Consider the following 26,754-nt stretch of genomic DNA (forward strand, 5'->3'; position numbering starts at 1 on the left):
ACATTTTTGTTTTTCTGATTTCATTATAACGCTTTCATTTTATTTTTGCAAATTTTTTCCTCATCTTACAAGGGAAAATGTTTTTACATCCTCAGCACCAGCTTCTTCCAACAGCTTCTTCACACGATTTATAGTTGTTCCAGTAGTATAAATGTCATCTATAAGTAGGATTTTTTTAGGAATAGTGACTCCCCTTTTAATAAAGAAAGGAAGTTCTGTCCCCAAGCGTTCTGAACGATTTTTGGAAGAACTGGCCCGCTCTTCTCTCTTCTCTAGTAAGTCTTGCAAAGAGAACTCTGCTGCTTCAACTAAACCTTCAACCTGGTTAAATCCCCTCTCGAGCAATCTTTCAGGACTTAGGGGAATTACAACAAATTGATACTCTTTGTACTTTTTTAACTCCTCACTTAAAACTGAAGCAAAAACTTTTCTTAAAAGGAAGTCTCCATCAAACTTATACCGACTGAAAAAATCCTTCATAGCTTGATTGTAAGTAAAAATCGCTCTATGACTGACTTCAACTTCTTCTTTACACCAAAATTGACAATCTTGACACTTTGTTGACAAACCTGTTTTCATACAGTTTGGGCAGTTTTCTTCTCCAATCCTCTCAAAAGTAGAGTCACAGTCTGAACAAAGACAAGAGTCATCATTCTTCAGAAGTAAGAGACTACTAAAAGTTAAAACAGCCTTCATAGTCTGCCCACATAATAAGCACTTCATAGCCCCGCCTCCTTATTCATCTGCTGAATTTCCTTAATTGCCTTTTTGATTGAAGCATTTAACCCGTCATGGAAGAAAAGCAAATCTCCTGTCGGTCTGTCCATACTCCGACCGACACGTCCTCCAATCTGTATTAAACTAGACTTGGTAAACAGACGATGATTGGCCTCTACTACGAAAACGTCAACACAAGGGAAGGTAACTCCACGCTCCAATATCGTCGTACTGATAAGTATTGTCAGTTCTCTATCTCGAAAAGCTTGTACCTGCTCTAATCGATTTTCTGTGATAGAAGATACAAAGCCAATTTTCTCATTTGGAAATTGCTCCTGTATGATTTCTTTTAACTGTTCCCCTTTCTTAATCTCTGAAGCAAAAATGAGTAACGGATAACCTGTCTTTCTCTGCTTCTCAATATAAGACTTTAGCTTTGGTGACAACCGACTTTTCTCTAAACAGTGATTAAAATCGGATAACCAGACAGGTTTAGGAATAATCAAAGGATTTCCATGAAATCGTCTTGGCAAACTCAATCGTTTTAATTCTCCGATGCGAACCTTCCTATCTAACTCATCGGTAGAAGTTGCTGTTAAAAAGATTCTCAAGCCATTCTCCTTTACACTATTCTTGACAGCATGGTAAAGCATAGGATTGTCAACATAAGGAAAGGCATCTACTTCATCCACTATCAGTAAATCAAAAGCTTGATAAAACTTCAATAACTGATGGGTCGTCGCAACAACTAGTGGTGTTCGAAAATACGGCTCTGATTCTCCATGTAGGAGGGCTATCTCACAAGCAAAATCCTTTTGCAGGCGCTTATACAGCTCCAAACAAACGTCTATGCGAGGACTGGCCAAACACACTGCACCACCCGCATTGATCACTTTAGCTACTACTTGATAAATCATTTCTGTCTTTCCAGCTCCTGTTACAGCGTGAACCAAGCTTGGCTCTTGCTTGTCTACCGCTTGAAGCAGTCCCTGTGATACCTTATCTTGAAAAGGGGTTAATTGACCACGCCATTTAAGAACATCTTGCTTCGGAAAATCCTCCTGTGGGAAATAGTATAAAGATTGATCACTCCTGACTCGCTTCATCAGTAAACACTCCCTACAATAGTAAGTACCGATGGGCAAATACCATTCTTCTAGAATAGTACTATTACAACGTTGACAGAAAAGTTTCCCTTTCTCCTTTCTCATTGCTGGAAGTTTCTCTGCCAACTGACGTTCCTCTTCTGTTAATTCATTCTCCGTAAACAAACGACCGAGATAATTTGGATTTACTTTCATACTTCTTTATTCGTAAAAACCTAGCGCTTTAGATGATTTTTTAGTACAATTAAATCATGGAATTTAGAACAATTAAAGAGGACGGACAAGTCCAAGAAGAAATCAAAAAATCCCGCTTTATCTGTCATGCCAAGCGTGTTTATAGCGAAGAAGAGGCTCGTGACTTCATTACTGCCATCAAGAAAGAGCACTACAAAGCTACTCATAACTGCTCTGCCTTCATTATTGGGGAACGTAGTGAAATCAAACGTACAAGTGATGATGGTGAGCCCAGTGGAACTGCTGGCGTTCCCATGCTTGGGGTACTAGAAAATCACAATCTTACTAATGTCTGTGTGGTAGTGACACGCTACTTTGGTGGCATTAAACTAGGCGCTGGAGGATTGATTCGTGCTTACGCTGGCAGTGTTGCCTTAGCTGTCAAAGAAATTGGCATCATTGAAATAAAAGAACAGGCTGGCATTGCTATTCAAATGTCTTACGCTCAGTACCAAGAGTACAGTAACTTCCTTAAAGAACATAACCTCATTGAGCTAGATACAAATTTTACAGATCAAGTCGATACGATGATTTATGTTGATAAAGAAGACAAAGAAACTATTAAAGCTGCACTTGTGGAGTTTTTTAATGGAAGAGTTACCTTAACTGATCAAGATTTACGAGAAGTTGAAGTTCCTGTAAACTTAGTGTAAATAATAGATAATACAGTGTTTCACTGATATTTTCACCGCTACTTTAATTAGCAACATAAAAAGATGCTTGCCAAGACCTACTAGAACAAAAAGAAAACGGATAGCGTTCTCCTTTACACCTATTTACTAGAATTAGCTTATCACAATCGCTTGAAAATTAATGGCTTAGACCTGTGATATAAAAAAATCCTATCACTTCGATAGGATTTCTATATTTTACAAATGGTATAGATAGCGTTATACTAGAGATATCTTATACAAAGAGGTATTCATATGTCTATTTATAACAACATTACTGAACTAATCGGTCAAACTCCGATTGTTAAACTCAACAACATTGTGCCAGAAGGGGCTGCGGACGTCTATGTAAAGCTTGAAGCATTCAACCCTGGTTCTTCTGTAAAAGATCGTATTGCTCTTAGCATGATTGAAAAAGCTGAACAAGATGGTATTCTGAAACCAGGTTCTACAATTGTTGAAGCAACAAGTGGAAACACTGGTATTGGACTTTCATGGGTAGGTGCTGCTAAAGGGTATAAAGTCGTCATCGTTATGCCTGAAACTATGAGTGTAGAACGACGTAAGATTATCCAAGCTTATGGTGCTGAACTCGTCCTAACTCCTGGTAGTGAGGGAATGAAAGGCGCTATTGCTAAAGCTCAAGAAATCGCTGCTGAACGTGATGGTTTCCTTCCTCTTCAATTTGACAATCCAGCTAATCCAGAAGTACACGAAAGAACAACAGGAGCTGAAATACTAGCTGCTTTCGGTAAAGATGGACTAGATGCCTTTGTTGCTGGAGTGGGTACTGGTGGAACAATTTCTGGTGTTTCTCATGCACTCAAAACAGCAAATTCAAGCATTCAAGTTTTTGCAGTAGAGGCAGACGAATCTGCTATTCTATCTGGTGAAAAACCTGGCCCTCACAAAATTCAAGGTATCTCAGCTGGATTTATTCCTGATACATTGGATACAAAGGCTTATGATGGTATCGTTCGTGTAACATCAGACGATGCTCTCGCACTTGGCCGTGAGATTGGTGGAAAAGAAGGATTCCTTGTAGGGATTTCTTCAGCTGCAGCTATCTACGGAGCAATTGAAGTTGCCAAGAAATTAGGTACAGGTAAGAAAGTCCTTGCTCTAGCACCAGATAACGGCGAACGTTATTTGTCTACAGCACTCTATGAATTTGAAGTGTAGTCTCCTAAATACACTTAGCCCTTATTATAGGGCTTTTTATTTATACCTTAAAAGTAGGAACATCTCCCTATAAAGATCGACTGCATAGAAAAAAGGAAGCAATTTGGCTTCCTTTTTATTATTAGTTATTCAAGGCTGCTGCCATTGTAGCTGCAACTTCAGCTTCGAAGTCATTTGCAGCTTTTTCGATACCTTCACCAACTTCAAAGCGAGCGAACTCAACTACTGAAGCATTAACTGATTCAAGGTATGCTTCAACTGTCTTGCTGTCATCCATGATGTATACTTGTGCAAGAAGTGTGTAAGCTTGGTCAACTTTAGTGTTGTCAAGCATGAAGCGATCCATTTTACCTGGGATGATTTTGTCCCAGATTTTTTCTGGTTTACCTTCTGCAGCCAACTCAGCTTTGATGTCAGTTTCAGCTTGAGCAATCACTTCATCAGTCAATTGTGCTTTTGATCCATACTTCAAGTGTGGAAGAGCTGGTTTGTTAACCATTGCACGGCTTTCGTTATCTTGGTCGATAACGTGGTTCAATTGTGCCAACTCATCTTTAACGAATTGTTCATCCAATTCTTTGTAAGAAAGAACTGTTGGTTTCATCGCTGCGATGTGCATTGACAATTGTTTAGCAAGTGCTTCGTCTCCACCTTCAACAACTGAAATAACACCGATACGTCCACCGTTATGTTGGTATGCTCCAAAGTGTTGTGCGTCTGTTTTTTCAATCAATGCAAAGCGACGGAATGAGATTTTTTCTCCGATAGTTGCTGTTGCAGATACGTATGCAGCTTCAAGAGTTTCACCTGAAGGCATTGTCAAAGCAAGTGCTTCTTCATTATTAGCAGGTTTTCCTTCAGCAATAACTTTAGCTGTAGTATTTACCAATTCAACGAATTGAGCGTTTTTCGCAACGAAGTCAGTTTCAGCGTTTACTTCAATAACTGCTGCAACATTACCGTTAACGTAAACACCAGTCAAACCTTCTGCAGCAACACGGTCAGCCTTCTTAGCTGCCTTAGCCATACCTTTTTCACGAAGCAATTCAATCGCTTTTTCGATGTCACCGTCTGTTTCTACAAGCGCTTTTTTAGCGTCCATAACTCCGGCACCAGATTTTTCACGCAACTCTTTTACAAGTTTAGCTGTAATTTCTGCCATTTTGATTCTCCTATATTTTTTAAAAATAGGAGAGCCGGGCTAAGCCCCGCCCTCCTAGGTAATTACTAATTATATGAATTAAGCGTTGTCGCCTTCTACAACTTCAACGATTTCTTCAATTGAATCTGCTTGAGCTTCTGAAGCTGCAAATTCTGCTTCAACTGCTGCTGCATCTTCACCTTGACGTCCTTCGATGATAGCGTCAGCCAATTTAGCTGTGATCAATTTAACAGCGCGGATAGCATCATCGTTAGCTGGAATGATTACATCGATATCATCTGGATCAGTGTTTGTGTCAACCATGGCTACAACTGGGATTCCCAATTTCTTAGCTTCTTTAACAGCAATTTGCTCTTTATGTGGGTCAACTACGTACATAACATCTGGGATACGAGGCATATCTTCGATACCACCCAAGAATTTTTCAAGACGTGCACGTTGTTTGTTAAGAAGTGCAACTTCTTTCTTAGGAAGAACTTCGAAAGTTCCATCTTCTTCCATACGTTTGATTTCTTTCAAACGAGCGATACGTTTTTGGATTGTTCCCCAGTTTGTAAGAGTTCCACCCAACCAACGGTGGTTGATGAAATATTGACCTGAACGTACTGCTTCTTCAGCAACTGCATCAGCTGCTTGTTTCTTAGTACCAACAAACAATACAACTGCATCGTTAGCTGCTGCATCACGCATGAAATCGTATGCTTGGTCTGCGTATTTTACAGTTTGTTGCAAGTCGATAACGTGGATACCATTACGCTCAGTGAAGATGTACTTAGCCATCTTAGGGTTCCAGCGACGAGTTTGGTGACCAAAGTGTACACCAGCCTCAAGAAGTTGTTTCATTGAAATTACTGCCATGAGTATTTCTCCTTTTTGTTTTTTTTCCTCTTCTTGACTTCAACTCGCAAAACGACCCAAAGGCAACTGTTTCACAATTCATCAAGAATGAGTATTATCGTTCACACGACAATTTTCATTTTACCATACTTTTTCAATATTTTCAAGCGATTTTAGTAGATTTTTAAAGCAAGTTAACTATATAAATCATAAAAGAGACTCAAATCGAGCCTCTTCGTTTTATTCATTAGTTTGGATAGATATATGTTACAAAACCTTCTGAAGTCGTAGTAGGATTGAACCATCCACGTTTATTTCCGATTGTACGGTTTCCACCATAGTTTGATTCAGATACTTGGATACTTGTTGATGATGAAACAGCTGTAACCACGGCTACGTGTCCATATCCACCATCATTCCAACATGCAATGGCACCAACTTGAGGTGTAGATCCTGTACGGAATCCTGCTGCAGCTGCACTTGTAGCCCACTGTGCTCCATTACCCCAGTAATCTCCAGCCCAAGGCGCCAATGTTTTAGCTCCCCATGTACACTCACCAGTTGGATAACTTGAAGCATTTGTACTATATGTTGGACGATGTTTTACTGGTGCAGGAGTGTAGCTTGTTGATTCTGTTGAAGCACTGCTTGAAGATGATTCAGACGAACTTGACTCAGATGAACTTGATGAAGAAGTAGTAGATACTGCTTGAACCTGTGCTGTAAAAGTTGTATTTCCAGAAGCAACTACTGTTTGTTGTTGACTTGCTTGTTTAGCTTTATAAGCTGCTTCTGCTTCTGCAGCTGCTTTAGCTTCTGCTTCTGCTGCAGCTTTTTTCTCAAGTAAACTTGCTTTTTCATCCTCTGCAGTAGCCTTTTCAGCAGCAAGATTCAATTCTGCAGCTTTTAACTCAGCTTGTTTTGTAGTTAATGATTGAGCATCATCAGCTAGTTTTTGCTGATTTGCAATAACTGTATTAATTGCATCATTGTTTGCTACTTGTTTTTCAGAAATAGCTTTTTTATCTGCTTTTTGTTGTTCCAACATTTTGTTGTTTGCAGATACGATTTCACTCATTGCAGCAACACGTGAAATAGCTTCTGTAATTGATTTTGAGTTTACAATTGTATTGATGTAATTTGTTGCAGCTCCATTTGTTTGAGCACTACGAGCTTGTTTTTGTAATGAATCATTGCGAGATACAATATTCTTAGAAAGTTCTGTAATTTCACCCTCAAGCTTTTTAGATTCTGCTTGTAGTCTATCATTTTCAGATTGCAAGTTTGATTGCTCTGTTTGAATAGCAGATACTTGCTCCTGAACTTGATCAACTTGTTTTTGTGCTTCTTGTTGTTGTGCTGTTAAGTTACTAATTTTATTATCTTGAGCAGCAATTTTGTCATCAGTAGTTTCTGCATGCGCAGTTGTTAAAACAGCTACTTGAGAAACCATTACTGTACTTAATAAAAGTGACGCTAAGATTTTTTTCTTCATATTTCGTAGATACTCCTTCTTTTAAAGACATTACTAGTATACCAAAAAAAGGCCTAATGAATATTACGCCTTTGTTACATTTTTATTTCTTTCTTATAGGTAAAATTTTTCAAAAATAAACTGAAAGATAATCATCCATATAAGGTTCAAAATCATTGATGGTACTAAACTATAGACTATAAATAAAGACATACTATCCACAGTTAAACCTACCACTAATGCAAGTATATAAGCTCCCATCTCAAATAGAAAAGTCATGACAATAATTGCCAACATTCTCGTCCAACGATTCAATAAAATAACACTATTAAATTTATGGAGAAATACTCCCAACAAGACGAACAACAAAGTCGCAATCCCGATCAAGTGGAAAAAGTAAATGTCATAAACCAAACCCACTACAAAACAATAAGCTAAATAGAAATACTCTGATACTTCAATCGTCTCAAATAAGAGAAACAAAAATAGAAAATGACTGGCTAACTGTACATGGGGAAAAAATGAGCCCAAAAGCTGGCTAATATGGGCATCAATTAGAACAAAGAAAGGAAGCAATAAAAATACTCCAACTCGCTTCAACTGTCTCATTATGAATTCCCCACTAATTCTATCACACTCACATTATGAGTATCTGCACTTAATTTAACAGTTACTTCTCGTGTCAAGTAGTCCGTACTGTGCGTTGTGGCAACCACTTCACCAACAGGAATATCAGCAACGTTAAAGTTTCCTAATCCACCAGTGGTCACCTTATCTCCCACACTAATATCGCTACTACTATTTAATTGACTAATTTTTAGAACTTCATTTTCCTTGTCATAGCCAACAATAATCCCATAAATTACAGTAGAACCATGTTGAATTTTAACAGAAATCTTATCAGCATTTTCCGTATTTGTCAGAAGGTTGACCATGGTAGAGTTCTCCTCTACTTTTGAGACACTCCCAATCAAGCCACCATTTGCAATTGCTAACATATTCTCAGAAGCCCCTTTTGATTTTCCTGCATCTAAGGTCAACTCCTGCTTCCAAGATACCGGAGAACGCATAATAACATCTGCTGCCAAAGTCTTTGTAGCTTGCAATTTGGACTTCATATCAAGCAATTGGCGCAGTTGTTCATTCTCCGTCTTTAAACTTTCCGCCTCATTTGATTTAACTTCTAATTGGTAAATCTGTTTCTTCAAACTTTCATTTTCATTATATGTTCGTGTCAAATGAGCCAAATCTGATTTGACAGAATCAAACCATTGAAAAGGTTTTTGAACAACCCTATCAACCAATGAGATTCCATCTCCTAATCTTGTCACAATTATACTTGAATAAGTCGTCGCTAAGAGAGCTGACACAAGCAGAACAGTGACAAAAACAATAATGACATATTTTGATTTTTTAAAACGGTTCATATCCCTACCTTTATATCAAAAACTGTTACAGTAACTTTTTATCAATTCCTGAAAGCTACTAAGATTTTAAGAAAAATAAGCAACAACCAAATATGATAATAACAAGAATGGTCAGCGTATCCTTTCGAGTCCATTTCAATTGTCGGTATTGACTTCTACCTTTTCCACCCTGATAACCACGCGCTTCCATGGCGATAGCCAAGGAATCCGCACGTTTTAAACTTGTCGCAAAAAGAGGAATCAAAATGGGAATCATAGCCTTCACCTTTTGAACGATGCTCCCTTCTCCAAAATCAACTCCACGCGCTTTCTGTGCATTCATAATCCGCGTCGTATCATCCATCAAGGTTGGGACAAAACGCAAACTCATGGACAGCATCAAACCGATTTCATGAACTGGAACTTTCACACGCTTTAAAGGCGCTAACAAAGCTTCGACAGCTGATGCCAAACTTAAGGGCATGGTCGTTAAGGTTAACAAAGTTGAAAAGAAAATAATCAATACAAAGCGACAAAAGATAATTCCAGCTTGTTGCAAAGCATAATCCGTAATTCTCACAAACGAAAACTCAAACAAAACATTCCCATTAGAAATGAAAAACAATTGAAAGATAGTTGTGAAGGCAATCAAGAAAAACATAGATTTCAAGCCCTGAATAAAAAATGAAAGAGATACTCCTGACAAAGCAATAAATATCCCTGTCGCTATAAAAAGAATTAGATTCGTCAAGGGATTATTAGCCCAAAAAACAATTAAAATCAGTAGCATCATAGCCAGTAATTTACTACGCGGATCCAATCGGTGAACAATCGAATCCCCTGGGATATAACGCCCCAAAATCATACTATCCATTTAGCGACTCCTTGAACTCCTCTATCTTAATCGGTAATCGTTTAAATGACACGCCTCTATCAGCCAATCGTTTACAAAAGGCCGTAATTTTAGGTACTCCCAACTGCACTTCTTCCATAAAGACAACATCTTGAAAGACATCACTTGGTTTACCACCCTTAACTAAATGTCCCTTTTCCATCACATAGACTTGATTTGCATATTCAGCAACATCATCCATCAAATGCGTTACCAAGACAATGGTCATCCCTGACTGGTGGAGTTTTTTGAACAAATTCATCAGCTCTTTTCTTCCCAGGGGATCTAGGCCTGCTGTGGGCTCATCTAAGACTAATATGGCTGGTTCCATGGCAAGTATGCCTGCAATGGCGACACGTCTCATTTGTCCACCTGACAGCTCAAACGGACTGCGATTAAAAAGTGATTCATCAATTCCAACCAGATCCAGTTTCTCACGAGCAATCTGCTCCGCATCTTCTTCAGAAACTCCAAAATTTTGCGGTCCAAAAGCAACGTCTTTCAAAACCGTTTCTTCAAAAATCTGATTTTCAGCAAACTGAAATACCAAGCCAACCTGTTTTCTAATTTGACGAATATCTTTATTTTTAGAATTCGAGGTGATTAAGGTATCAAACACTCGTACACTTCCTTGACTTGGCACCAATAAACCATTTAAGAGTTGTAAAATAGTCGATTTGCCGCTACCTGTGTGCCCAATTAAAGCCGTATAAGAACCATCTTCAATTGTTAACGAAACATCCGACAAAGCTGTTGAAGCTAAGGGAGTCCCTTCTTGATATGTAAAATTCACATTTTCTAGAGCAATTCCCATAGCTTATCCTCTAGCTCACTTTCTGTCAAATAATTTTCAGGCAAATCATAGCCATTCTGGATTAAAGAATTTTTTAATTGATTAGCAAAAGGATCGTCTAATCCAATTTGATCTAAATCATTTCGAGAGAAAAGTTCTCTTGGGCTACTAGTTGATTCAATCTCCCCTTTTTTCATGACCAATACGCGATCACTCATAGCAACTTCTTCCAAATCATGTGTAATGGAAATGACCGTCATATCATAATCTTTTCGAATTCCTTTTACTGTCTCAATAAGTTCTCTACGACCCTCAGGATCCAACATACTCGTTGCTTCATCTAGGATTAAAATAGCTGGTCTTAGGGCTACAACACCTGCAATAGCCACACGTTGCTTTTGGCCACCTGATAGACGTGCTGGCTCTCTCTTTTTAAATTCCAACATGCCAACTAAAGCCAGAGCTTCCTCCACTCTCTTTTTCATTTCTTGACGAGAAAGTCCCTGATTTTCCAAACCAAAGGCAACATCATCTTCAACAGTCGCTCCAACAAATTGATTGTCTGGATTTTGAAAAACCATACCAATTTGACGACGTATATCCCAAATATTTTCCTCAGTCAAACGTTGACCATCAATTACAATCTCTCCAGATTCTGCTTCCAGTAAACCATCAATTAATCGAACCGTCGTTGATTTACCACTACCATTATGCCCTACAATCGAAAGCCATTCTCCACGTTTCACGTGAAACGTAATATCCTTCACATCATAGTATTCCTGACTTTCCTTATAGCGAAAAGAAAGATTTTTTACATCAATTATTGATTTCATTTCGAACCAAATGTCCCTTTAAATACATAGGCACTACCCTTGAAATAATCATAACCAGAGTATATAGTGAAAAACAAGGCTACATAAAGTAGAACTTGACCAATCAAAGTCCAATGTAATAGCAAGAAAATAATCGCAAACATCTGACTGAAAGTTTTAATTTTTCCAGGCATTGCTGCTGCTAAAACTGTTCCACCAGTTTCAACCAGTAAAAGCCTCAAACCTGTCACAGCCAACTCACGACAGATGATCACTGCAACAATCCAAGCTGGAGCCATACCTAACTCAATCAGCATAATAAAAGCCGACATAACTAGTAGCTTATCCGCCATAGGATCTGCAAATTTACCAAAATTACTGACCACATTCCATTTACGAGCTAAATATCCATCTAAGTAGTCTGTGATACTGGCAATAGCAAAGATAATAGCTGCTACTATATGACTGTCTATCGAATTTCCTACTGTTAAAATAAAGATAAAAATAGGTATAAAGAGAATTCGACCTATTGTTAAGAGATTGGGAATTTGTTCTTTTTTCATTCGTTTTTCCTTAATTTCTAGTAAAGGTTACAGTGATTTGTCCAGTTTGAGCTGTTAATTTCGATAAATCAACAGTCTGATTATCTACTGTTAAAGCAACACCTTTGACAACACCTAAAGTAATGGTCACAGGATTTTTTGTTGAAACTGTTGTTTCCGCACTTTTATTATCCGGTGATAAGGTCACACCACCCTCAAGCTCACTTTCTGAAACACTAACCCAACTTCTAGCATCTGAAACCGATAATTGCAATTTTGCAGTTTCCTTACTTGTTTTATAAGCGATTTCTACATAATTTCCTTCACCTGATACACTTATAACTGGTTCAATATTCGAAGAGCTACTTGATGAACTACTACTTGAAGATGAAGTTACAGAACTAGTCGAGCTTGTTGCTTGGACCACACTATAACTAGACGCAGACGAACGCTCCGGTTGAGTCTGGAGATAATTCCAAACATAATAAGTCACAAATATTACAATCGATAGGGCAAAGAGTATAAAATAAAATAAAGGTAAAAATGATGTCTTATTTTTCTTACTTGAACGTCTCCTGCCTGTCAACTCCTCTTCATCAACATCTACTTCCTCATAAGTAATCATGCTCCCAGAATCATAAGCATCCAAGACAATTCGCTCATCAAGTTCAACTGCCCACGCATACTTTCTCAAAAAAGAACGAGTATAAAATGGACTAGGAAGTTGATCAAAATCATCATCTTCCATTGCCTCCAACATATCCAACTGAATTTCTGTTTTTTTATGTAATTCTTCTAAAGTCAACCCTTGGTTGGTTCTAGCTAAACGTAAAACCTCACCAATTGTTTTTTTCCTCATACTTGTCATTCCTTCTTTCTAGTATCGATTATGATAGATTTCTACGATGGGAATATTGTAAAATCAACTATATCCCCTTCATCTATTAAGTGATGCCCTGCATCAAGGACATCCTCTAAAGTAATTTCCTGTAAAATTTTCGGCAAATCAAAGATTGTCTCACCTTGTCCAAAAGCATCATATTGCGTTGCAATAAATTCAAGAGAGTTCATGCTACTGAAAAATTCTCCAAACATCTCTCTTTTTATAATATCTAAATGATCCTCTGTAATATCTAAATCCTTTGTAAAATTACGAATAGCCTTCCTAAACTGATGAGATAAAGCAACTGGCTCTTTTGTATCCATTGTCAACATAACAAAATGAAAGCGACTTGTTACTTCAACTTCCAGAGATAAGGACGCATCAATTTTACCTGATTCATATAGTTTTTGAAAACGATCCGAAGTCCAACCAAACATCATTGCAAACAATAATTTTAATAAAATATGATATCGATAGCAATCCGCTTCAGCAACTTCTCGCTTACCTCTAACTCCAATCGCTAGTTTGGGAGAAGATACTTCCATTCTCATACTATCCGTTTGCTTTACATCTTGTAAAAGCAACTTTTCTCTTGCTACTTCCTGAACATCTGAATATTTCAGTTCTTTGCTTTCAAAGTAATTCTGTACTCGCTCTACATCAAAATTACCAACTAAAAACAAAGACATGTTTACAGGATTATAAAACCTTGTAAAATTTTCTTGCAAATTAGTTAGATTGACTTGGGAAATGGACTCCTCACTTCCAACTATATCAGTTGCTAAAGGTGTGCCAGGATATAAATTCGCTAAAGTCGAAAAGAATAAACACGAATCTGGATCATCTTGATACATTTCTCGTTCTTGCTGGATAATATCCTGCTCTCTCAGAATGGAATCTTCAGTAAAGTGTGCTGATGTTACCAATTCATCAAGTAAATCTAAATTCTCTAAGAGATAATCCGTCGATGAAAAAAGATAGTTTGTTTTTGTAAAGCTTGTAAAGGCATTGCTATCTGCACCTAGACTCGTAAAAGCAGACATTAAATCACTAGAATCTTCTCTCTCAAATAATTTATGTTCAAGAAAATGAGCAATTCCCGCAGGATATTGTTTTACATCTCCGTCAACTTCTGTGACAAGCGTATCTACCGAACCAAACTGAACAGTGACACTTCCGTAAACTTCTTTAAATTCCTTTTTAGGTAGAAGAGCTACTGTCAATCCGTTTGCCAAACGAGTTCGATAAACCATTTCTTTTACAGCTGGATAGTATTTTTCTTCAAAAACAACCTTTGTCATTCTATTCCTTCCATAAAGTAAATCGCCTGTAATTTTACATTATTAGCTGCTCTACAAATAGCTTCTTTGTCAATTTGTTCAAGCTTTTCAATCCAACTTTTAAAGTCTGCTGAAGATTTTCCAAGTAAAGAATTTTGATAAGCACGTTCAATCAATGAACCTTGATTATCTTGAGAAAGTAACAAAGATCGACGAATCATTTCCTTGGTCTGCTCTAATTCAAGCTCTGTAAAATATCCTTTTTTTAAATCAAGCAGTTGATTATTCATCATTTTACGAGCCTGGTTCCGATTTTCTCGATCGATACCAGCATACATCCTCAAGAACCCACTAAATAAATCAAGCTGACTTGAAATAGTATAAGCCAATCCAGCATTTTCACGGACATTTGTAAATAGTTTAGAGTGAGCAAATCCACCCAGTAAACCATTCATTACAATCATGGATAAATGTTGCTCATCACCATATTCAACAGGACAATGATAACCTAATTCCAAAATGGATTGTCCCACATTTTTCCGAACCATACCTTCCTGAAGGATATTGGAATAAGGTTGACAATACTGAACCTTCACATCTCCTTTTCGACCTTTAAAGCCAAATGATTCTAATACATTTTGAATTTCAACCTCATTAAAATCACCTAGGAAAAAGAAATCTATTCGATCATTGGCCAAAAATTCTTTGAAACAAGAATAAGAATTTTGTGGAGTTTCAGCTAAAATACGATTTCGTAAATCACTATATTCCAATTGGAGACGTTCATCATGAAAAAACAATTTATCCAATTCTTTATGTGCAAAATAAAAAGAATCATCCATATCAGCTGCTAAACTTGCTAGCAATTGTTTTTTCTCAATTTCAAATAAGGCCGGATCAAACCCATTATCAACTACTACGGGTGAAAAAAGAGTTTCTTTTACTAGTTCCAAAACCTGAGAAGTTAGCACATTTTTCCTACTTAAAAACTCATCACGAACATAGGTAAATGTCAATTCTACAATATGACTTTGCCCTCTTCTAAAACAATTGGTTGACATATCTGTACCATATAGACTGGCCAAGTGTCTTCTCAAAGCTTGAGAAGTGGAGTACATCTGGTTGGACGTTTCTAGCATACTCGCACTCAACATGCGACCTGCAATCGTATCGAGGGATAATGGAGAGGTAAAACGCACGGTAATTTTGTTCGTTTTAAACTTCTTTGATTGGATAAAATGTGTTGAAATTCCATACACTAACTCCATGATTTACCTCCTTATATACAGACTTCTATTATATCACGAAAACCTGAAATTTTCTTGTTCTCTGTAACACTTTTGAAATAAAAATCGCTTACATTACTCCTTGTTTCTCTCACTATTTTTAGGAAAATATGGTATAATACCAAAGATTGAGGTGAATTATGGAATACAAATTATTTGAAGAATTTATTACCCTCCAAGCACTACTCAAAGAACTTGGAATTACACATAGCGGAGGAGCTATCAAATCATTTCTCTCTGAACATTCTGTTTACTTTAATGGGGAATTAGAGAGTCGTCGTGGTAAAAAACTTCGTATTGGTGATAAAGTTGACATCCCTGACATGAATATTGACATCTTGTTGACACAACCTACTTCTGAAGAACAAGATGAATACCAAGCTGATAAAGTTGAAAAAGAACGAATCGCTAAACTTGTTAAGGAGATGAATAAAGGAGTAAAAAAAGACAAATCAAAACCTACTTCATCACCCAAAAGCAAACAAGCTCCGCGATTCCCTGGTAGATAATCATGTGGCTACAACACCTATCTCTCAAAACTTTTCGTAACTACAAAGAGACGAAAATAGACTTTAATCCTAAATTAAATATCTTTTTAGGACGTAATGCGCAAGGTAAAACAAATATGTTAGAGGCTATCTATTTTTTAGCCTTAACACGCAGTCATCGAACTCGAACAGATAAAAATCTCATTCATTTTGATGAGGAACAACTTCATCTTTCAGGTCTCGTTCAGAAAAAAACTGGATCCATTCCTCTAGAAATCGAACTAACACAAAAAGGCCGTGTGACAAAAGTTAATCACTTAAAACAGGCACGACTTTCAGATTATGTCGGACACATGAATGTTGTCTTATTTGCTCCTGAAGATTTACAACTAATTAAAGGAGCACCTTCAGTTCGACGAAAATTCATTGATATGGAGCTTGGACAAATTAAGCCCATCTATCTATCAGACTTAACCAATTATAACCACATCCTAAAACAAAGAAACACTTATCTAAAATCAGCTCAAAAAATAGATGAAACCTTCCTTTCAGTCTTAGATGATCAGCTAATCGATTATGGATGTCGTGTAATGAATCACCGCTTAGATTTCATAAAAAAACTAGAATATTTTGGCCGTAAGAAACATTTTGAACTCTCTAATCAGATTGAAGAGTTGTCAATATCCTATCAATCTTCTGTCAAGCTAACTGACAAAGAAGGCTTATCCGAATCTTTCAAAATTGCTTTAGAAAAAAGTAGATCCAGAGATTTATTTAAAAAGAATACTGGTGTCGGTCCTCATCGAGATGACATTTCTTTTTATATAAATGGGATGGATGCTAGTTTTGGAAGTCAAGGTCAACATCGTAGTCTCGTCCTCTCTATAAAATTAGCAGAAATCGAGTTAATGGAAAGTATTACTACAGAATCTCCGATATTATTGCTTGACGATGTTATGAGCGAACTTGACAACACTCGACAACTAAAATTATTAGAAACAATTTCTCATTCAATCCAAACCTTTATCACAACAACCAGCTTAGATCATCTTCAAAATCTGCCAGAAAATCTAAGTATCTTCACTATTCAGGATGGTAAAGTTACTGTAAATGAAAATTGACAACATTGTAAAAGAACTCCTGTTTTTACTGGAGTTCTTTTCATTGTTTTTTTACATAGAATAATTTGGTGCCTCATTAGTAATTTGTACATCATGAGGATGGCTCTCTTTCAAACCAGCACCAGACATTTCAATAAATTGAGCATTATCGTGTAGTTCTTTAAGGTTAGCTGCACCACAATAACCCATACCAGAGCGAATACCACCAATCATTTGGAAGACAATGTCAGCTGCAGCTCCTTTATAAGCAACACGACCTTCAATTCCTTCTGGAACAAGTTTGTTTGCTTCATTGACAGAACCTTGGAAGTAACGATCGCTTGAACCTTTTTTCATAGCAGCAATTGATCCCATACCACGGTAAGTCTTGAACTTACGTCCTTGGAAGATTTCAGTCTCACCTGGAGCTTCATCAGTTCCAGCAAACATTGATCCAAGCATAACAGCATTTCCACCTGCAGCAAGGGCTTTTACGATATCTCCAGAATACTTGATTCCACCGTCAGCAATGATCGTTTTACCATATTCACGCGCAACAGCTGCAGCATCGTAGATAGCTGTTACTTGCGGAACACCAACACCAGCAATCACACGAGTAGTACAGATTGAACCTGGTCCAATCCCAACCTTGACAACATCTACACCTGCTTCGTAAAGTGCGCGCGCTCCCTCAGCAGTTGCAATATTTCCAGCAATCAAAGTACGATCTGGGAAGTGAGCACGAATCTCAGCAATTTTACGCAAGACACCTGCAGAATGACCATGTGCAGTATCAATAACAATCGCATCCGCTCCTGCTTCAAAAAGAGCCTCTGCACGTTCAAATGTATCTGAAGTAACACCTACTGCACCTGCAACTAATAGACGACCAAACTCATCTTTAGCAGCATTTGGAAACTCAATAACTTTTTCAATATCTTTGATAGTAATCAAACCAGAAAGACGACCTTCTTCATCTACTAAAGGAAGTTTCTCAATACGGTGCTCTTGAAGAATACTCTCAGCTGTTGCAAGATCTGTACCCACAGGAGCAGTAACAAGATTTTCACTAGTCATATGATTTGAGATTGGTTGGTTATAATCTGAAATAAAACGAAGATCTCGGTTTGTCAAAATACCAACCAATTTACGATTTTCAAGTGTTTCAACAACTGGAACACCACTGATGCGGTAACGCCCCATAAGCTCATCTGCTTCAGCAATTGTATGTTCAGGCGTCAAGAAGAACGGATCAATAATAACTCCATTTTCAGAACGTTTTACCTTACGAACCTCGTCTGCTTGTTGAGCAATTGACATGTTTTTATGGATAACTCCGAGACCACCTGCACGAGCAATAGCAATGGCCATTTGACTCTCTGTAACTGTGTCCATGGCAGCGGTAATAATTGGGATATTTAAAGTCAAATTATCTGCCAATTTAGTTGTTAAATCAGCATCGTTAGGCAACACATGACTTTCAGCTGGAATAAGCAATACATCATCAAAGGTAAAACCTTTTTTCAAAAATTTAGTGTCCCAATTAGACATTCGAAGTTTCCTCTTTTCTTTCTTTTTGAGCTTGACTCTTTTTATATTGTATCTATCATACCATTCTATAAAAATTTGTCAAATGTTACAGGGGTAAATAAAAAACTATCTTTTCTTCTAGATAGAAATGATAGTTTCTTGTAAAATAAACTTAGTTAAAGTAATGGAGTCCCATTGCTCCTTTAACCTCAGATAGGGTTTGACCTGCAACTTCACGCGCTCTTTCACTACCTTTTTGAAGCATATTATAAACTTCTCCCATATCCTTAGCAAATTCGATACGGCGCTCACGAATAGGACCCAGTTCACGTTCTAATATTTCAAGTAGATAACGCTTGGTCTTCACATCACCAAGACCACCTCGTTGATAATGTTCTTTCATGTCAGCAATTTCTTGAGCATCTTCTAGACGACCAAAAACATCTAGATAATGGAAAACCATATTTCCTTCAATTTTACCTGGATCCTCAACGCGGATATGATTTGGATCTGTATACATACTCATTACTTTTTTACGCAAAGTATCCGCATCATCAGCTAAATAAATACCATTATTGAGTGATTTAGACATTTTAGCATTCCCATCTAAACCAGGCAAACGCCCTGCTCTCTCATTTTCTGGATAAATACCTTCCGGTTCTACCAAGACATCACAGTTATATGCATTGTTAAAAGAACGAACAATTTCACGAGTCTGCTCAATCATTGGTTTCTGATCTGTCCCAACAGGAACATAGTTGGCCTTAAAGGCTGTGATGTCAGCTGCTTGTGCAATTGGATAAACCAAAAATCCTGTTGGAATGCTTTCTCCAAATCCCTTCTGAGCAATTTCTGTCTTGACAGTTGGATTGCGCTCCAAACGTGCTAATGACACTAAATTCATATAATACATAGACAACTCAGCCAACTCTGGAATCTGGCTTTGAATAAAAATAGTTGACTTACTTGGATCCAATCCAACTGCAAGGTAATCCAAAGCCACATTTCCGATAGACTCTACAATGGTTTGAGGGTCTTTAGCATGATCTGTCAAGGCTTGTTGGTCAGCCAAGAACACAAACATATCATACTTATCCTCTTCCTGTAATAATACTCGATTTTTGAGACTTCCAACATAATGTCCAATATGCAATTTTCCTGTTGGACGGTCTCCTGTTAAAATAATGGGTTTAGTCATTTTGTTCTCCTTCGATATAGTCCCTTCAATTATAGCATTTTTTTAATGAAATAACCGTAATTTATCAAAATAAATCAGCCTTGCTATTTACGGATTTGTGTAAAGTATGCTGTAAATTTAATTTACACAAAATTGACAGATAAAAATTTGAATATTTCCGTATTTTCTAGTAGAATAAATATATTACATATATAGGAGAAAAACATTGCTTACAGTATCTGATGTTTCACTACGTTTTAGTGATCGCAAACTTTTTGATGATGTCAATATCAAATTTACAGAAGGAAATACTTACGGATTGATCGGTGCTAATGGTGCCGGAAAATCAACCTTTTTAAAAATTTTAGCTGGAGATATCGAACCTACTACTGGTCACATCTCTCTTGGTCCAGATGAACGTCTCTCTGTTCTTCGTCAAAATCACTTTGACTATGAAGATGAACGTGCCATTGATGTTGTTATCATGGGAAATGAAAAACTTTATAGCATCATGAAAGAGAAAGATGCCATCTACATGAAGGAAGATTTCTCAGACGAAGATGGAGTGCGTGCTGCAGAACTTGAAGGAGAGTTTGCCGAGCTTGGAGGATGGGAAGCAGAAAGTGAAGCCTCTCAACTCCTTCAAAACCTAAATATCCCAGAAGAATTGCACTATCAAAATATGAGCGAATTGGCCAACGGTGAAAAAGTAAAGGTTCTCCTCGCCAAAGCACTTTTTGGTAAACCAGATGTCCTTCTTTTGGACGAGCCGACCAATGGTTTGGATATCCAATCAATTACATGGCTAGAAGACTTCTTGATTGATTTTGATAACACCGTTATCGTAGTATCACACGACCGTCACTTCTTAAACAAAGTATGTACTCACATGGCCGACCTTGACTTCGGAAAAATCAAACTCTATGTCGGAAACTATGACTTCTGGAAGGAATCTTCTGAACTCGCTGCTAAATTGCTAGCAGACCGTAATGCTAAAGCAGAAGAAAAAATTAAACAATTGCAAGAATTCGTTGCTCGTTTCTCTGCTAATGCTTCTAAATCAAGGCAAGCAACATCACGTAAGAAAATGCTTGATAAGATTGAACTTGAAGAAATTGTACCATCTAGTCGTAAATATCCATTTATCAACTTTAAAGCGGAACGTGAGATTGGTAATGATCTCTTGACAGTAGAAAATCTAACTGTAAAGATTGATGGTGAGACTATTTTAGATAATATCAGCTTTATCTTGCGTCCAGGTGATAAGACAGCGCTTATTGGACAAAATGACATCCAAACGACTGCATTAATTCGTGCAATCATGGGGGACATTGACTATGAAGGAACTGTCAAGTGGGGAGTAACTACTAGCCGTTCTTACTTGCCAAAAGATAACTCGGCAGATTTTGCAGGAGGAGAGTCAATCCTTGACTGGTTGCGTCAATTCGCAAGTAAAGAAGAAGATGACAATACTTTCCTACGTGGCTTCCTCGGCCGTATGCTCTTCTCTGGAGATGAGGTTAACAAACCTGTAAATGTCTTGTCAGGGGGAGAAAAAGTTCGTGTCATGCTTTCAAAACTCATGCTCTTAAAATCAAATGTCCTTGTACTTGATGATCCAACCAATCACTTGGACTTGGAATCTATCTCAAGCTTGAATGATGGATTGAAAAACTTTAAAGAATCAATCATCTTTGCCAGCCATGACCACGAGTTTATTCAAACTCTAGCCAACCATATCATTGTCTTGTCTAAAAATGGCGTCATTGACCGTATCGATGAAACCTATGATGAATTCCTAGAGAATGCAGAAGTACAAGCAAAAGTTAAAGAACTTTGGAAAGACTAAAAAAATTCAAAACTCAGTTGGGTTAACCAGCTGAGTTTTCTAACATTTTATGAGGTAACATGAAATTATTTTTTAAAACATATTGGACCTATTTTGTTTCTTTCATCATTCCCATAATCATTATGATAGGAGTATATCTATCTCAAGGTATCTACTGGAATAGCGATACATCTCCACTATTAGGAGATGGGTTTCATCAATACGTTATTTTTGATATAGCTCTAAGAAATATCCTACACGGAAATGGTAGTTTGTTCTACACCTTTACAAGTGGCCTCGGATTGAATTTCTATGCCCTATCTAGTTATTACTTGGGTAGTTTCCTTTCACCACTAGTTTACTTTTTTGATCTAACGAATATGCCAGATGCTGTCTATCTGACAACTCTCTTAAAATTTGGATTGATTAGTTTGTCAACTTACTTTAGCTTAGATAAATTATTTCAATCGATTCCTAAGCCTTTAAAACTAGCTTTATCTACTTCCTATGCTCTGATGAGTTTCACTGTCAGTCAATTAGAGATAAAAACCTGGCTAGATGTTTTTATCTTGATTCCTTTAATTATAACTGGTTTGCAGCTACTGATAACTGAAAAGAAATTCCTATTGTACTTTACAAGTCTGTCAATCTTATTTATCCAAAACTATTATTTTGGCTATATGACAGCATTGTTTCTTATTTTCTGGTATCTCTGTCAAATTTCTTGGGACTTTAAAACTCGAAAATCATCTTTTCTTGATTTCATAATCACCTCCGTTTTAGCTGGTATGGCTAGTTTGATTCTGACTCTTCCTACTCTGTTTGATTTACAGACACATGGGGAAAAATTGACTGAAGTTACAAAGTTTCAAACTGAAAGTAGCTGGTATCTTGATTTTTTTGCTAAGCAATTCATTGGTTCCTTTGATACAACAAAGTATGGGGCTATCCCAATGATTTTTGTCGGACTACTCCCCTTTATTTTGACCATTTTATTTTTTACGCTGAAATCTATTAAGTTTCACGTGAAACTTATCTATGCAATCTTCTTTACATTTCTAATTACAAGCTTTTATATTGAAGCTCTTGATTTATTTTGGCAAGGCATGCATACTCCAAACATGTTTTTACATCGCTATGCTTGGATTTTCTCTACCTTGTTAATTTACACAGCAGCGGAAGTCTTAAATCGTCTGAAAGAAATTAAAATATGGAAATTTTTAGTTTCGCTTTTTCTTATAGTAACAGGATTTTTAGCTACCATCTATCTAAAATCACATTATTCTTTTTTAACAGATTTGAATATTCTGCTGACTCTTGAATTTTTAGTTGTCTATTCGCTTTTACTCCTTGCAGTTATCAAAAAGTTTATCTCTGTAAATCTGTTTGCCATTCTAATCTCTTTATTTATAATGGTTGAAATGAGTTTAAATGCTTCATCTCAAATAGACGGAATTGCTAAAGAATGGGGCTTTGCTTCTCGAAGTGCATATAATCGAGATATCCCAGCTATGGAATCTTTCTCAACATATATTGGAAATCAATTTACTCGTACTGAGAAACTAGAGACTCAGACAGGAAATGACAGTATGAAATTCAACTACAATGGAATCTCTCAATTTTCATCTGTTCGAAATCGTTCAGCAAGCTCTACTTTGGATAAACTTGGGTTTAAATCCTCTGGGACTAATCTCAATCTACGCTATGCAAATAATAGTATTTTGGCTGATAGTTTATTTGGCATCCAGTATAATATCTCAGAAAACCCTATTGATAAGTATGGTTTCCAAGATGTATATCAAAAAGATAATCTTACCCTATATGAAAATCAATACTCTCTTCCGATTGCATTTGCTAGTCAATCTGTTTACAATGATGTCAAGTTCACTGAACACACTCTAGATAATCAGGCCTCGTTTTTAAATCAACTTGCTAACGTCGATTTTGATTATTTTTCTCCAATCCCCTATGAAAAAACTGAAAATACTAATGATTTGACTAGTGTCACAAGTTCTTCAAATGAGGATGCATCAATACAGTATCAAATTGAAGTGCCAGAAAACAGCCAAGTTTATCTTTCTTTCACAAACCTTCACTTTTCTAATGACAAACAAAAAAAGGTTGACATCCTTGTCAATGGGAAAAAGAAAACTTTTACAACTGATAATGTCTTCTCCTTCTTTAATCTAGGCTATACAAAAGAGAAAAAGATTTTCAATATCAATGTTAGTTTCCCTGGAAATTCACAAGTATCATTTGAATCTCCTACCTTCTATCGTTTAGATACCAAAACTTTCACCGAGGCAATTCAAAAAATTAAAGAACAGCCTGTAACAGTATCAACTTCTAAAAACAAAGTTTTTGCTACATATGATGTCCAACAAGATACATCTATTTTCTTCACCATTCCTTATGACAAAGGTTGGTCTGCCTACCAAGATGGTAAGAAAATAGAAATTAAACAAGCTCAAACTGGATTTATGAAAGTTGACGTTCCCAATGGGAAAGGAACTATTACACTTTTCTTCATTCCCAATGGTTTTATTACTGGAGCAATCTGTTCCTTTACTTCTCTTTTACTATTTGGAATCTATAATCACAAACGAAAGTCATCTAAGACATAAAAAATCGACCAGTTGGTCGATTTTTTTAATCTTCTTCCATTTTCTTAGGTTGATAGGCTAACATACCTAAACAAATAAATAGTACTAATATAACGGCAAGGAAAATGACTTGATGATGAATATTTCCTGTCATAGAGATTGTTTGTCGTAATCCCGAAACTGAATAACTCATTGGTAACCAAGGATTAATGGCTCTAAAGAAATCATTTGTCAAAGCAAGTGGGTAAGTACCTGCACTTGATGCTAACTGTAATAAAAGCAAAATAAGAGAAAAGAAAGCTCCTATACGGCTATTCCATGTTGTTAAAGCGGTCACCATGGACATGAATACTAAACTTGTTAGGATAATGAGGATAAATGTTCTCATCTCATGATTTGCAGTTAGACCAATAAGATGAACTCCTCCATATACCAAAATTCCTGCTAAAATAGCTATCATACCATTTATTTCAGCTCTAGATTTCAACCAAGACCAACGGCTCTCTGGATGACGTCCTGAAGGCAGCTTCGCAAAGATCATATTTGTTGATATTGCTGCAACAAAAAGAGCAACTGATATCATATAAGGAGCCATTGCGATTCCATTTACAGGAACTTGGTCATTGTCTGTTTTGGAAAGATTGAGTGGATTTGACAAAATCTCTGCATTTTTAGATTCCGTTGATGCTGATTTAAGTTGATCACTAGCATTACTTAGTCCTTGTCCTAAAGAAGCAACTCCTGTCTGTAAATCTTCCAATCCAGAAGTTAACTTTGTTCCACCTTCTGCAAGCTTCCAAGATCCATCTGCCAATTTATTAGCTCCATTCTCTAATTGAGAAGCACCTGAAATTAACTGACTGGATTTGTCAGCTAGTTGGCTAGAGCCTGACTGTAATTTATCAACTCCTGCTATCAATTCTTGACTCTTTTGATTCAATTGGTTAGAGCCAGTTGATAATTTTTCAATACCAGACACTAATTCCGGAGTTTTTTCAACTAATTGACCAACTCCTGCTGTCAAGTTAGAAGATTTTTGTGTCAAGGTAGTTGAGCCTGAAACTAGTTGATCCAGACTACCTGTCAAGGTGGAATTCTTTTCACTTAGTTGACTTGCGCCTTGAGAAACTTTATCAACACCTGCAGTATATGCATTTACACCCGATGTAATAGACTGACTGGCAGGAACTAATTTGCTAGCAACAGCTCCTTGTATCTCTGTTAATCCACTTGACAATCCTGTTAAAGAAGTAGAAGCAAGCGGTAATACTTGATTAACTTGATTTTTTAATATCGAAAGATTAGAAGATTGATTTTGTAAGTTTTCTAAACTTCCTTGTAAACCTTGAACTAAAGCTACAATTGACTGTGCTGATTGAATACTATCAGTCGAATTTTGAGATACAGAAGCACTTATCTCAGCTTGTTGCTCACTTGTCAAAGATTGATAAGCTGCTGTCGATTGAATATTAGCTAATGTAGTCGCTTTATCAGACTGAGCACTTGCTAACATTTGATTAGAAAGAGATACTATACTTGATAAAACAGAATCTAATTGTTTTGTATCTCCAACATCAATATTTTGAATAGCTTGATTTAACTGATTCAAACCAGAAGATAATTGAGCAATTTGATCTTTTTTCTCAGATGAAGCATCTAACTTGCTAGAAAGTTGTTGAATTCCTTCACTTAATTGCTCCATACCCATTCGAAGTGTAGCTGATTGATTGGATAACTGATTAGCACCTGTTGCAAGACTTCCCACTCCGTTTGTATAAGCACTAACACCAGATGAAAATTGATTAAGACCAGCATTGAGCTGAGAAACACCGCCAGTATAGGACTCTACACCAGTATATAGTTGATTGATTCCTCCTACTAATTCAGGACTTTTAGAAGATAATTGACCTAATCCGCTATCTAATTGACTCACTGCACCAGTATATGTAACTAAACCACTATTAAAATTTCCTAAGCCAAGATGAAGTTGTTCAACACCAGAGACATAAGAGGATAATCCTTTAGTAAACTGCTCCGTTCCATTTAAAAATGTTAAACTTGAATCTGCTAAAGAGTTTAGGTTAGTAGTTAATGTTTGACTTCCTGCCACTAACTGATTCGCTCCATCAGTTAGTTTTTCACTTCCAGAAGCTGCTTGACTCATACCATCCTTTAAATCGACCATTTTGTTGAATAAAGCTTTAGTATAGGTCTCGGTTACATTGGTAGAAACACTCTGCTTTAATTGTGTCATTGCAGAATCACTCATCTTGCTGGCAATAAAGCTATGACCACTTGAAGTCTGATAATCGATTTGCATTTGCTCTGGGTGATCCGTTAAAATAGAAGCTGCTTTTTCAGACAAGTCACTTGGCAAAGTGACTACCATATAATAATCACCGTTTTCTAGACCCTTCTTACCTTCTTCTTCATCTACAAAATGAAAATCCAATGATTTATTTTGCTCTAAATTAGACACCATGTCTTTTCCTATAGACATGCTATTACCATTATAGGAAGCCTCTTTATCATTATTGACAACTGCCACAGGTAAGTCAGACACTTGACCATATGGATCCCACATTGATGACAAAAATATGATATTGTACAGAGCGGGAATAAGAGAAATCCCTATCATGACAATAATAAAAGTTGGTTTTTTAAAAATTGCTTTCCATTCTTTAAACATAGTTTCTCCTTTTTTAAACATATTGTCTAAAATTTTGATATAATAGATTATACAATAAAAAA

The 26,754-nt window shown here is 36.8% G+C and carries 23 protein-coding genes and 1 pseudogene; 7 read left to right on the top strand and 17 right to left on the bottom strand.

Features of this window, described 5'->3' with window-relative positions; translation table 11 throughout:
- Positions 1 to 60 precede the first annotated feature (60 nt).
- Together JQ843_RS03450 and JQ843_RS03455 are read right to left on the bottom strand one after the other, a co-directional pair.
- Positions 61 to 723, bottom strand: a complete 663-nt coding sequence (locus tag JQ843_RS03450) for a ComF family protein (protein WP_004255321.1) — start codon at positions 721 to 723, stop codon at positions 61 to 63.
- The gene (locus JQ843_RS03455; RefSeq protein WP_004255320.1) at positions 720 to 2,018 is read right to left on the bottom strand and encodes an ATP-dependent helicase ComFA; all 1,299 of its coding nucleotides are present in this window, start codon (positions 2,016 to 2,018) and stop codon (positions 720 to 722) included. Before JQ843_RS03455 ends, JQ843_RS03450 begins: the two co-directional genes overlap by 4 nt.
- Before the next feature lie 56 nt (positions 2,019 to 2,074).
- Here JQ843_RS03455 and JQ843_RS03460 point away from each other — a divergent pair, with 56 nt between their 5' ends.
- From JQ843_RS03460 to cysK, 3 genes and pseudogenes are all read left to right on the top strand, one after another.
- Entirely contained in the window at positions 2,075 to 2,710 is a 636-nt protein-coding gene (locus JQ843_RS03460; RefSeq protein ID WP_203212905.1) for a YigZ family protein, read from the top strand.
- Positions 2,711 to 2,800: 90 nt separating this feature from the next.
- A pseudogene (locus JQ843_RS09570) lies at positions 2,801 to 2,887 on the top strand (PH domain-containing protein); the annotation flags it as partial.
- A 96-nt stretch (positions 2,888 to 2,983) separates the two neighbouring features.
- On the top strand, positions 2,984 to 3,910 hold the full coding sequence (gene cysK / locus JQ843_RS03465; protein ID WP_049499108.1) for a cysteine synthase A: 927 nt from the start codon (positions 2,984 to 2,986) through the stop codon (positions 3,908 to 3,910).
- A 121-nt stretch (positions 3,911 to 4,031) separates the two neighbouring features.
- On the opposite strand, the gene tsf is transcribed toward cysK, so the two are convergent.
- The 12 genes from tsf to yfmF all read right to left on the bottom strand — a co-directional run bounded on the left by tsf (position 4,032) and on the right by yfmF (position 15,259).
- The gene (gene tsf, locus JQ843_RS03470; protein ID WP_084950607.1) at positions 4,032 to 5,072 is read right to left on the bottom strand and encodes a translation elongation factor Ts; all 1,041 of its coding nucleotides are present in this window, start codon (positions 5,070 to 5,072) and stop codon (positions 4,032 to 4,034) included.
- A 78-nt stretch (positions 5,073 to 5,150) separates the two neighbouring features.
- Entirely contained in the window at positions 5,151 to 5,930 is a 780-nt protein-coding gene (rpsB, locus tag JQ843_RS03475; protein ID WP_000268459.1) for a 30S ribosomal protein S2, read from the bottom strand.
- 226 nt (positions 5,931 to 6,156) lie between these two features.
- Positions 6,157 to 7,404 carry a peptidoglycan hydrolase PcsB gene (gene pcsB / locus JQ843_RS03480; RefSeq protein WP_000727024.1) on the bottom strand — a complete coding sequence of 416 codons (1,248 nt, stop codon included), beginning with the start codon at positions 7,402 to 7,404 and terminating at the stop codon, positions 6,157 to 6,159.
- A gap of 93 nt (positions 7,405 to 7,497) precedes the next feature.
- A complete protein-coding gene (gene mreD / locus JQ843_RS03485) occupies positions 7,498 to 7,992 on the bottom strand; it encodes a rod shape-determining protein MreD (protein WP_084926266.1) in 495 nt (164 codons plus the stop codon).
- Entirely contained in the window at positions 7,992 to 8,810 is an 819-nt protein-coding gene (mreC, locus tag JQ843_RS03490; protein WP_203212906.1) for a rod shape-determining protein MreC, read from the bottom strand. The genes mreD and mreC overlap by 1 nt, the downstream gene beginning before the upstream one ends.
- Positions 8,811 to 8,868: 58 nt before the next feature.
- On the bottom strand, positions 8,869 to 9,663 hold the full coding sequence (locus JQ843_RS03495; protein WP_203212907.1) for an energy-coupling factor transporter transmembrane component T family protein: 795 nt from the start codon (positions 9,661 to 9,663) through the stop codon (positions 8,869 to 8,871).
- Positions 9,656 to 10,495 (bottom strand): energy-coupling factor transporter ATPase, encoded by an 840-nt coding sequence (locus JQ843_RS03500; RefSeq protein ID WP_203212908.1) that lies wholly within the window; start codon positions 10,493 to 10,495, stop codon positions 9,656 to 9,658. The genes JQ843_RS03495 and JQ843_RS03500 overlap by 8 nt, the downstream gene beginning before the upstream one ends.
- The gene (locus JQ843_RS03505; protein WP_203212909.1) at positions 10,480 to 11,307 is read right to left on the bottom strand and encodes an energy-coupling factor ABC transporter ATP-binding protein; all 828 of its coding nucleotides are present in this window, start codon (positions 11,305 to 11,307) and stop codon (positions 10,480 to 10,482) included. The genes JQ843_RS03500 and JQ843_RS03505 overlap by 16 nt, the downstream gene beginning before the upstream one ends.
- Positions 11,304 to 11,849 (bottom strand): CDP-diacylglycerol--glycerol-3-phosphate 3-phosphatidyltransferase, encoded by a 546-nt coding sequence (pgsA, locus tag JQ843_RS03510; RefSeq protein ID WP_203212910.1) that lies wholly within the window; start codon positions 11,847 to 11,849, stop codon positions 11,304 to 11,306. The genes JQ843_RS03505 and pgsA overlap by 4 nt, the downstream gene beginning before the upstream one ends.
- Positions 11,850 to 11,859: 10 nt before the next feature.
- Positions 11,860 to 12,687: a cytoskeleton protein RodZ gene (gene rodZ / locus JQ843_RS03515; protein ID WP_203212911.1), complete on the bottom strand. Its 828-nt coding sequence runs from the start codon at positions 12,685 to 12,687 to the stop codon at positions 11,860 to 11,862.
- A 41-nt stretch (positions 12,688 to 12,728) separates the two neighbouring features.
- Complete coding sequence (gene yfmH / locus JQ843_RS03520) at positions 12,729 to 14,012, bottom strand: EF-P 5-aminopentanol modification-associated protein YfmH (protein ID WP_203212912.1); 1,284 nt, start codon at positions 14,010 to 14,012, stop codon at positions 12,729 to 12,731.
- Entirely contained in the window at positions 14,009 to 15,259 is a 1,251-nt protein-coding gene (gene yfmF / locus JQ843_RS03525; RefSeq protein ID WP_203212913.1) for an EF-P 5-aminopentanol modification-associated protein YfmF, read from the bottom strand. The genes yfmH and yfmF overlap by 4 nt, the downstream gene beginning before the upstream one ends.
- Before the next feature lie 158 nt (positions 15,260 to 15,417).
- On the opposite strand from yfmF, the gene yaaA reads away from it, so the two are divergent.
- A complete protein-coding gene (yaaA, locus tag JQ843_RS03530; RefSeq protein ID WP_000455897.1) occupies positions 15,418 to 15,786 on the top strand; it encodes a S4 domain-containing protein YaaA in 369 nt (122 codons plus the stop codon).
- A 2-nt stretch (positions 15,787 to 15,788) separates the two neighbouring features.
- The gene (recF, locus tag JQ843_RS03535; RefSeq protein WP_078238557.1) at positions 15,789 to 16,886 is read left to right on the top strand and encodes a DNA replication/repair protein RecF; all 1,098 of its coding nucleotides are present in this window, start codon (positions 15,789 to 15,791) and stop codon (positions 16,884 to 16,886) included.
- Between the two features lie 51 nt (positions 16,887 to 16,937).
- On the opposite strand, the gene guaB is transcribed toward recF, so the two are convergent.
- Positions 16,938 to 18,416 carry an IMP dehydrogenase gene (gene guaB / locus JQ843_RS03540; protein WP_000073418.1) on the bottom strand — a complete coding sequence of 493 codons (1,479 nt, stop codon included), beginning with the start codon at positions 18,414 to 18,416 and terminating at the stop codon, positions 16,938 to 16,940.
- A gap of 151 nt (positions 18,417 to 18,567) precedes the next feature.
- Positions 18,568 to 19,593: a tryptophan--tRNA ligase gene (gene trpS, locus JQ843_RS03545; protein ID WP_020902301.1), complete on the bottom strand. Its 1,026-nt coding sequence runs from the start codon at positions 19,591 to 19,593 to the stop codon at positions 18,568 to 18,570.
- Between the two features lie 205 nt (positions 19,594 to 19,798).
- Between trpS and JQ843_RS03550 the strand changes: the two genes are divergently transcribed.
- Both JQ843_RS03550 and JQ843_RS03555 read left to right on the top strand, forming a co-directional pair.
- The gene (locus JQ843_RS03550; RefSeq protein ID WP_000958774.1) at positions 19,799 to 21,421 is read left to right on the top strand and encodes an ATP-binding cassette domain-containing protein; all 1,623 of its coding nucleotides are present in this window, start codon (positions 19,799 to 19,801) and stop codon (positions 21,419 to 21,421) included.
- A 59-nt stretch (positions 21,422 to 21,480) separates the two neighbouring features.
- Positions 21,481 to 24,024: a YfhO family protein gene (locus JQ843_RS03555; RefSeq protein WP_203212914.1), complete on the top strand. Its 2,544-nt coding sequence runs from the start codon at positions 21,481 to 21,483 to the stop codon at positions 24,022 to 24,024.
- A 25-nt stretch (positions 24,025 to 24,049) separates the two neighbouring features.
- Here JQ843_RS03555 and JQ843_RS03560 read toward each other — a convergent pair whose 3' ends face one another.
- On the bottom strand, positions 24,050 to 26,692 hold the full coding sequence (locus tag JQ843_RS03560; protein ID WP_203212915.1) for a YhgE/Pip domain-containing protein: 2,643 nt from the start codon (positions 26,690 to 26,692) through the stop codon (positions 24,050 to 24,052).
- Between the last annotated feature and the right edge of the window lie 62 nt (positions 26,693 to 26,754).

Source organism: Streptococcus mitis (genome assembly GCF_905187495.1).
Classification (GTDB): Bacteria; Bacillota; Bacilli; order Lactobacillales; family Streptococcaceae; genus Streptococcus; species Streptococcus mitis_CU.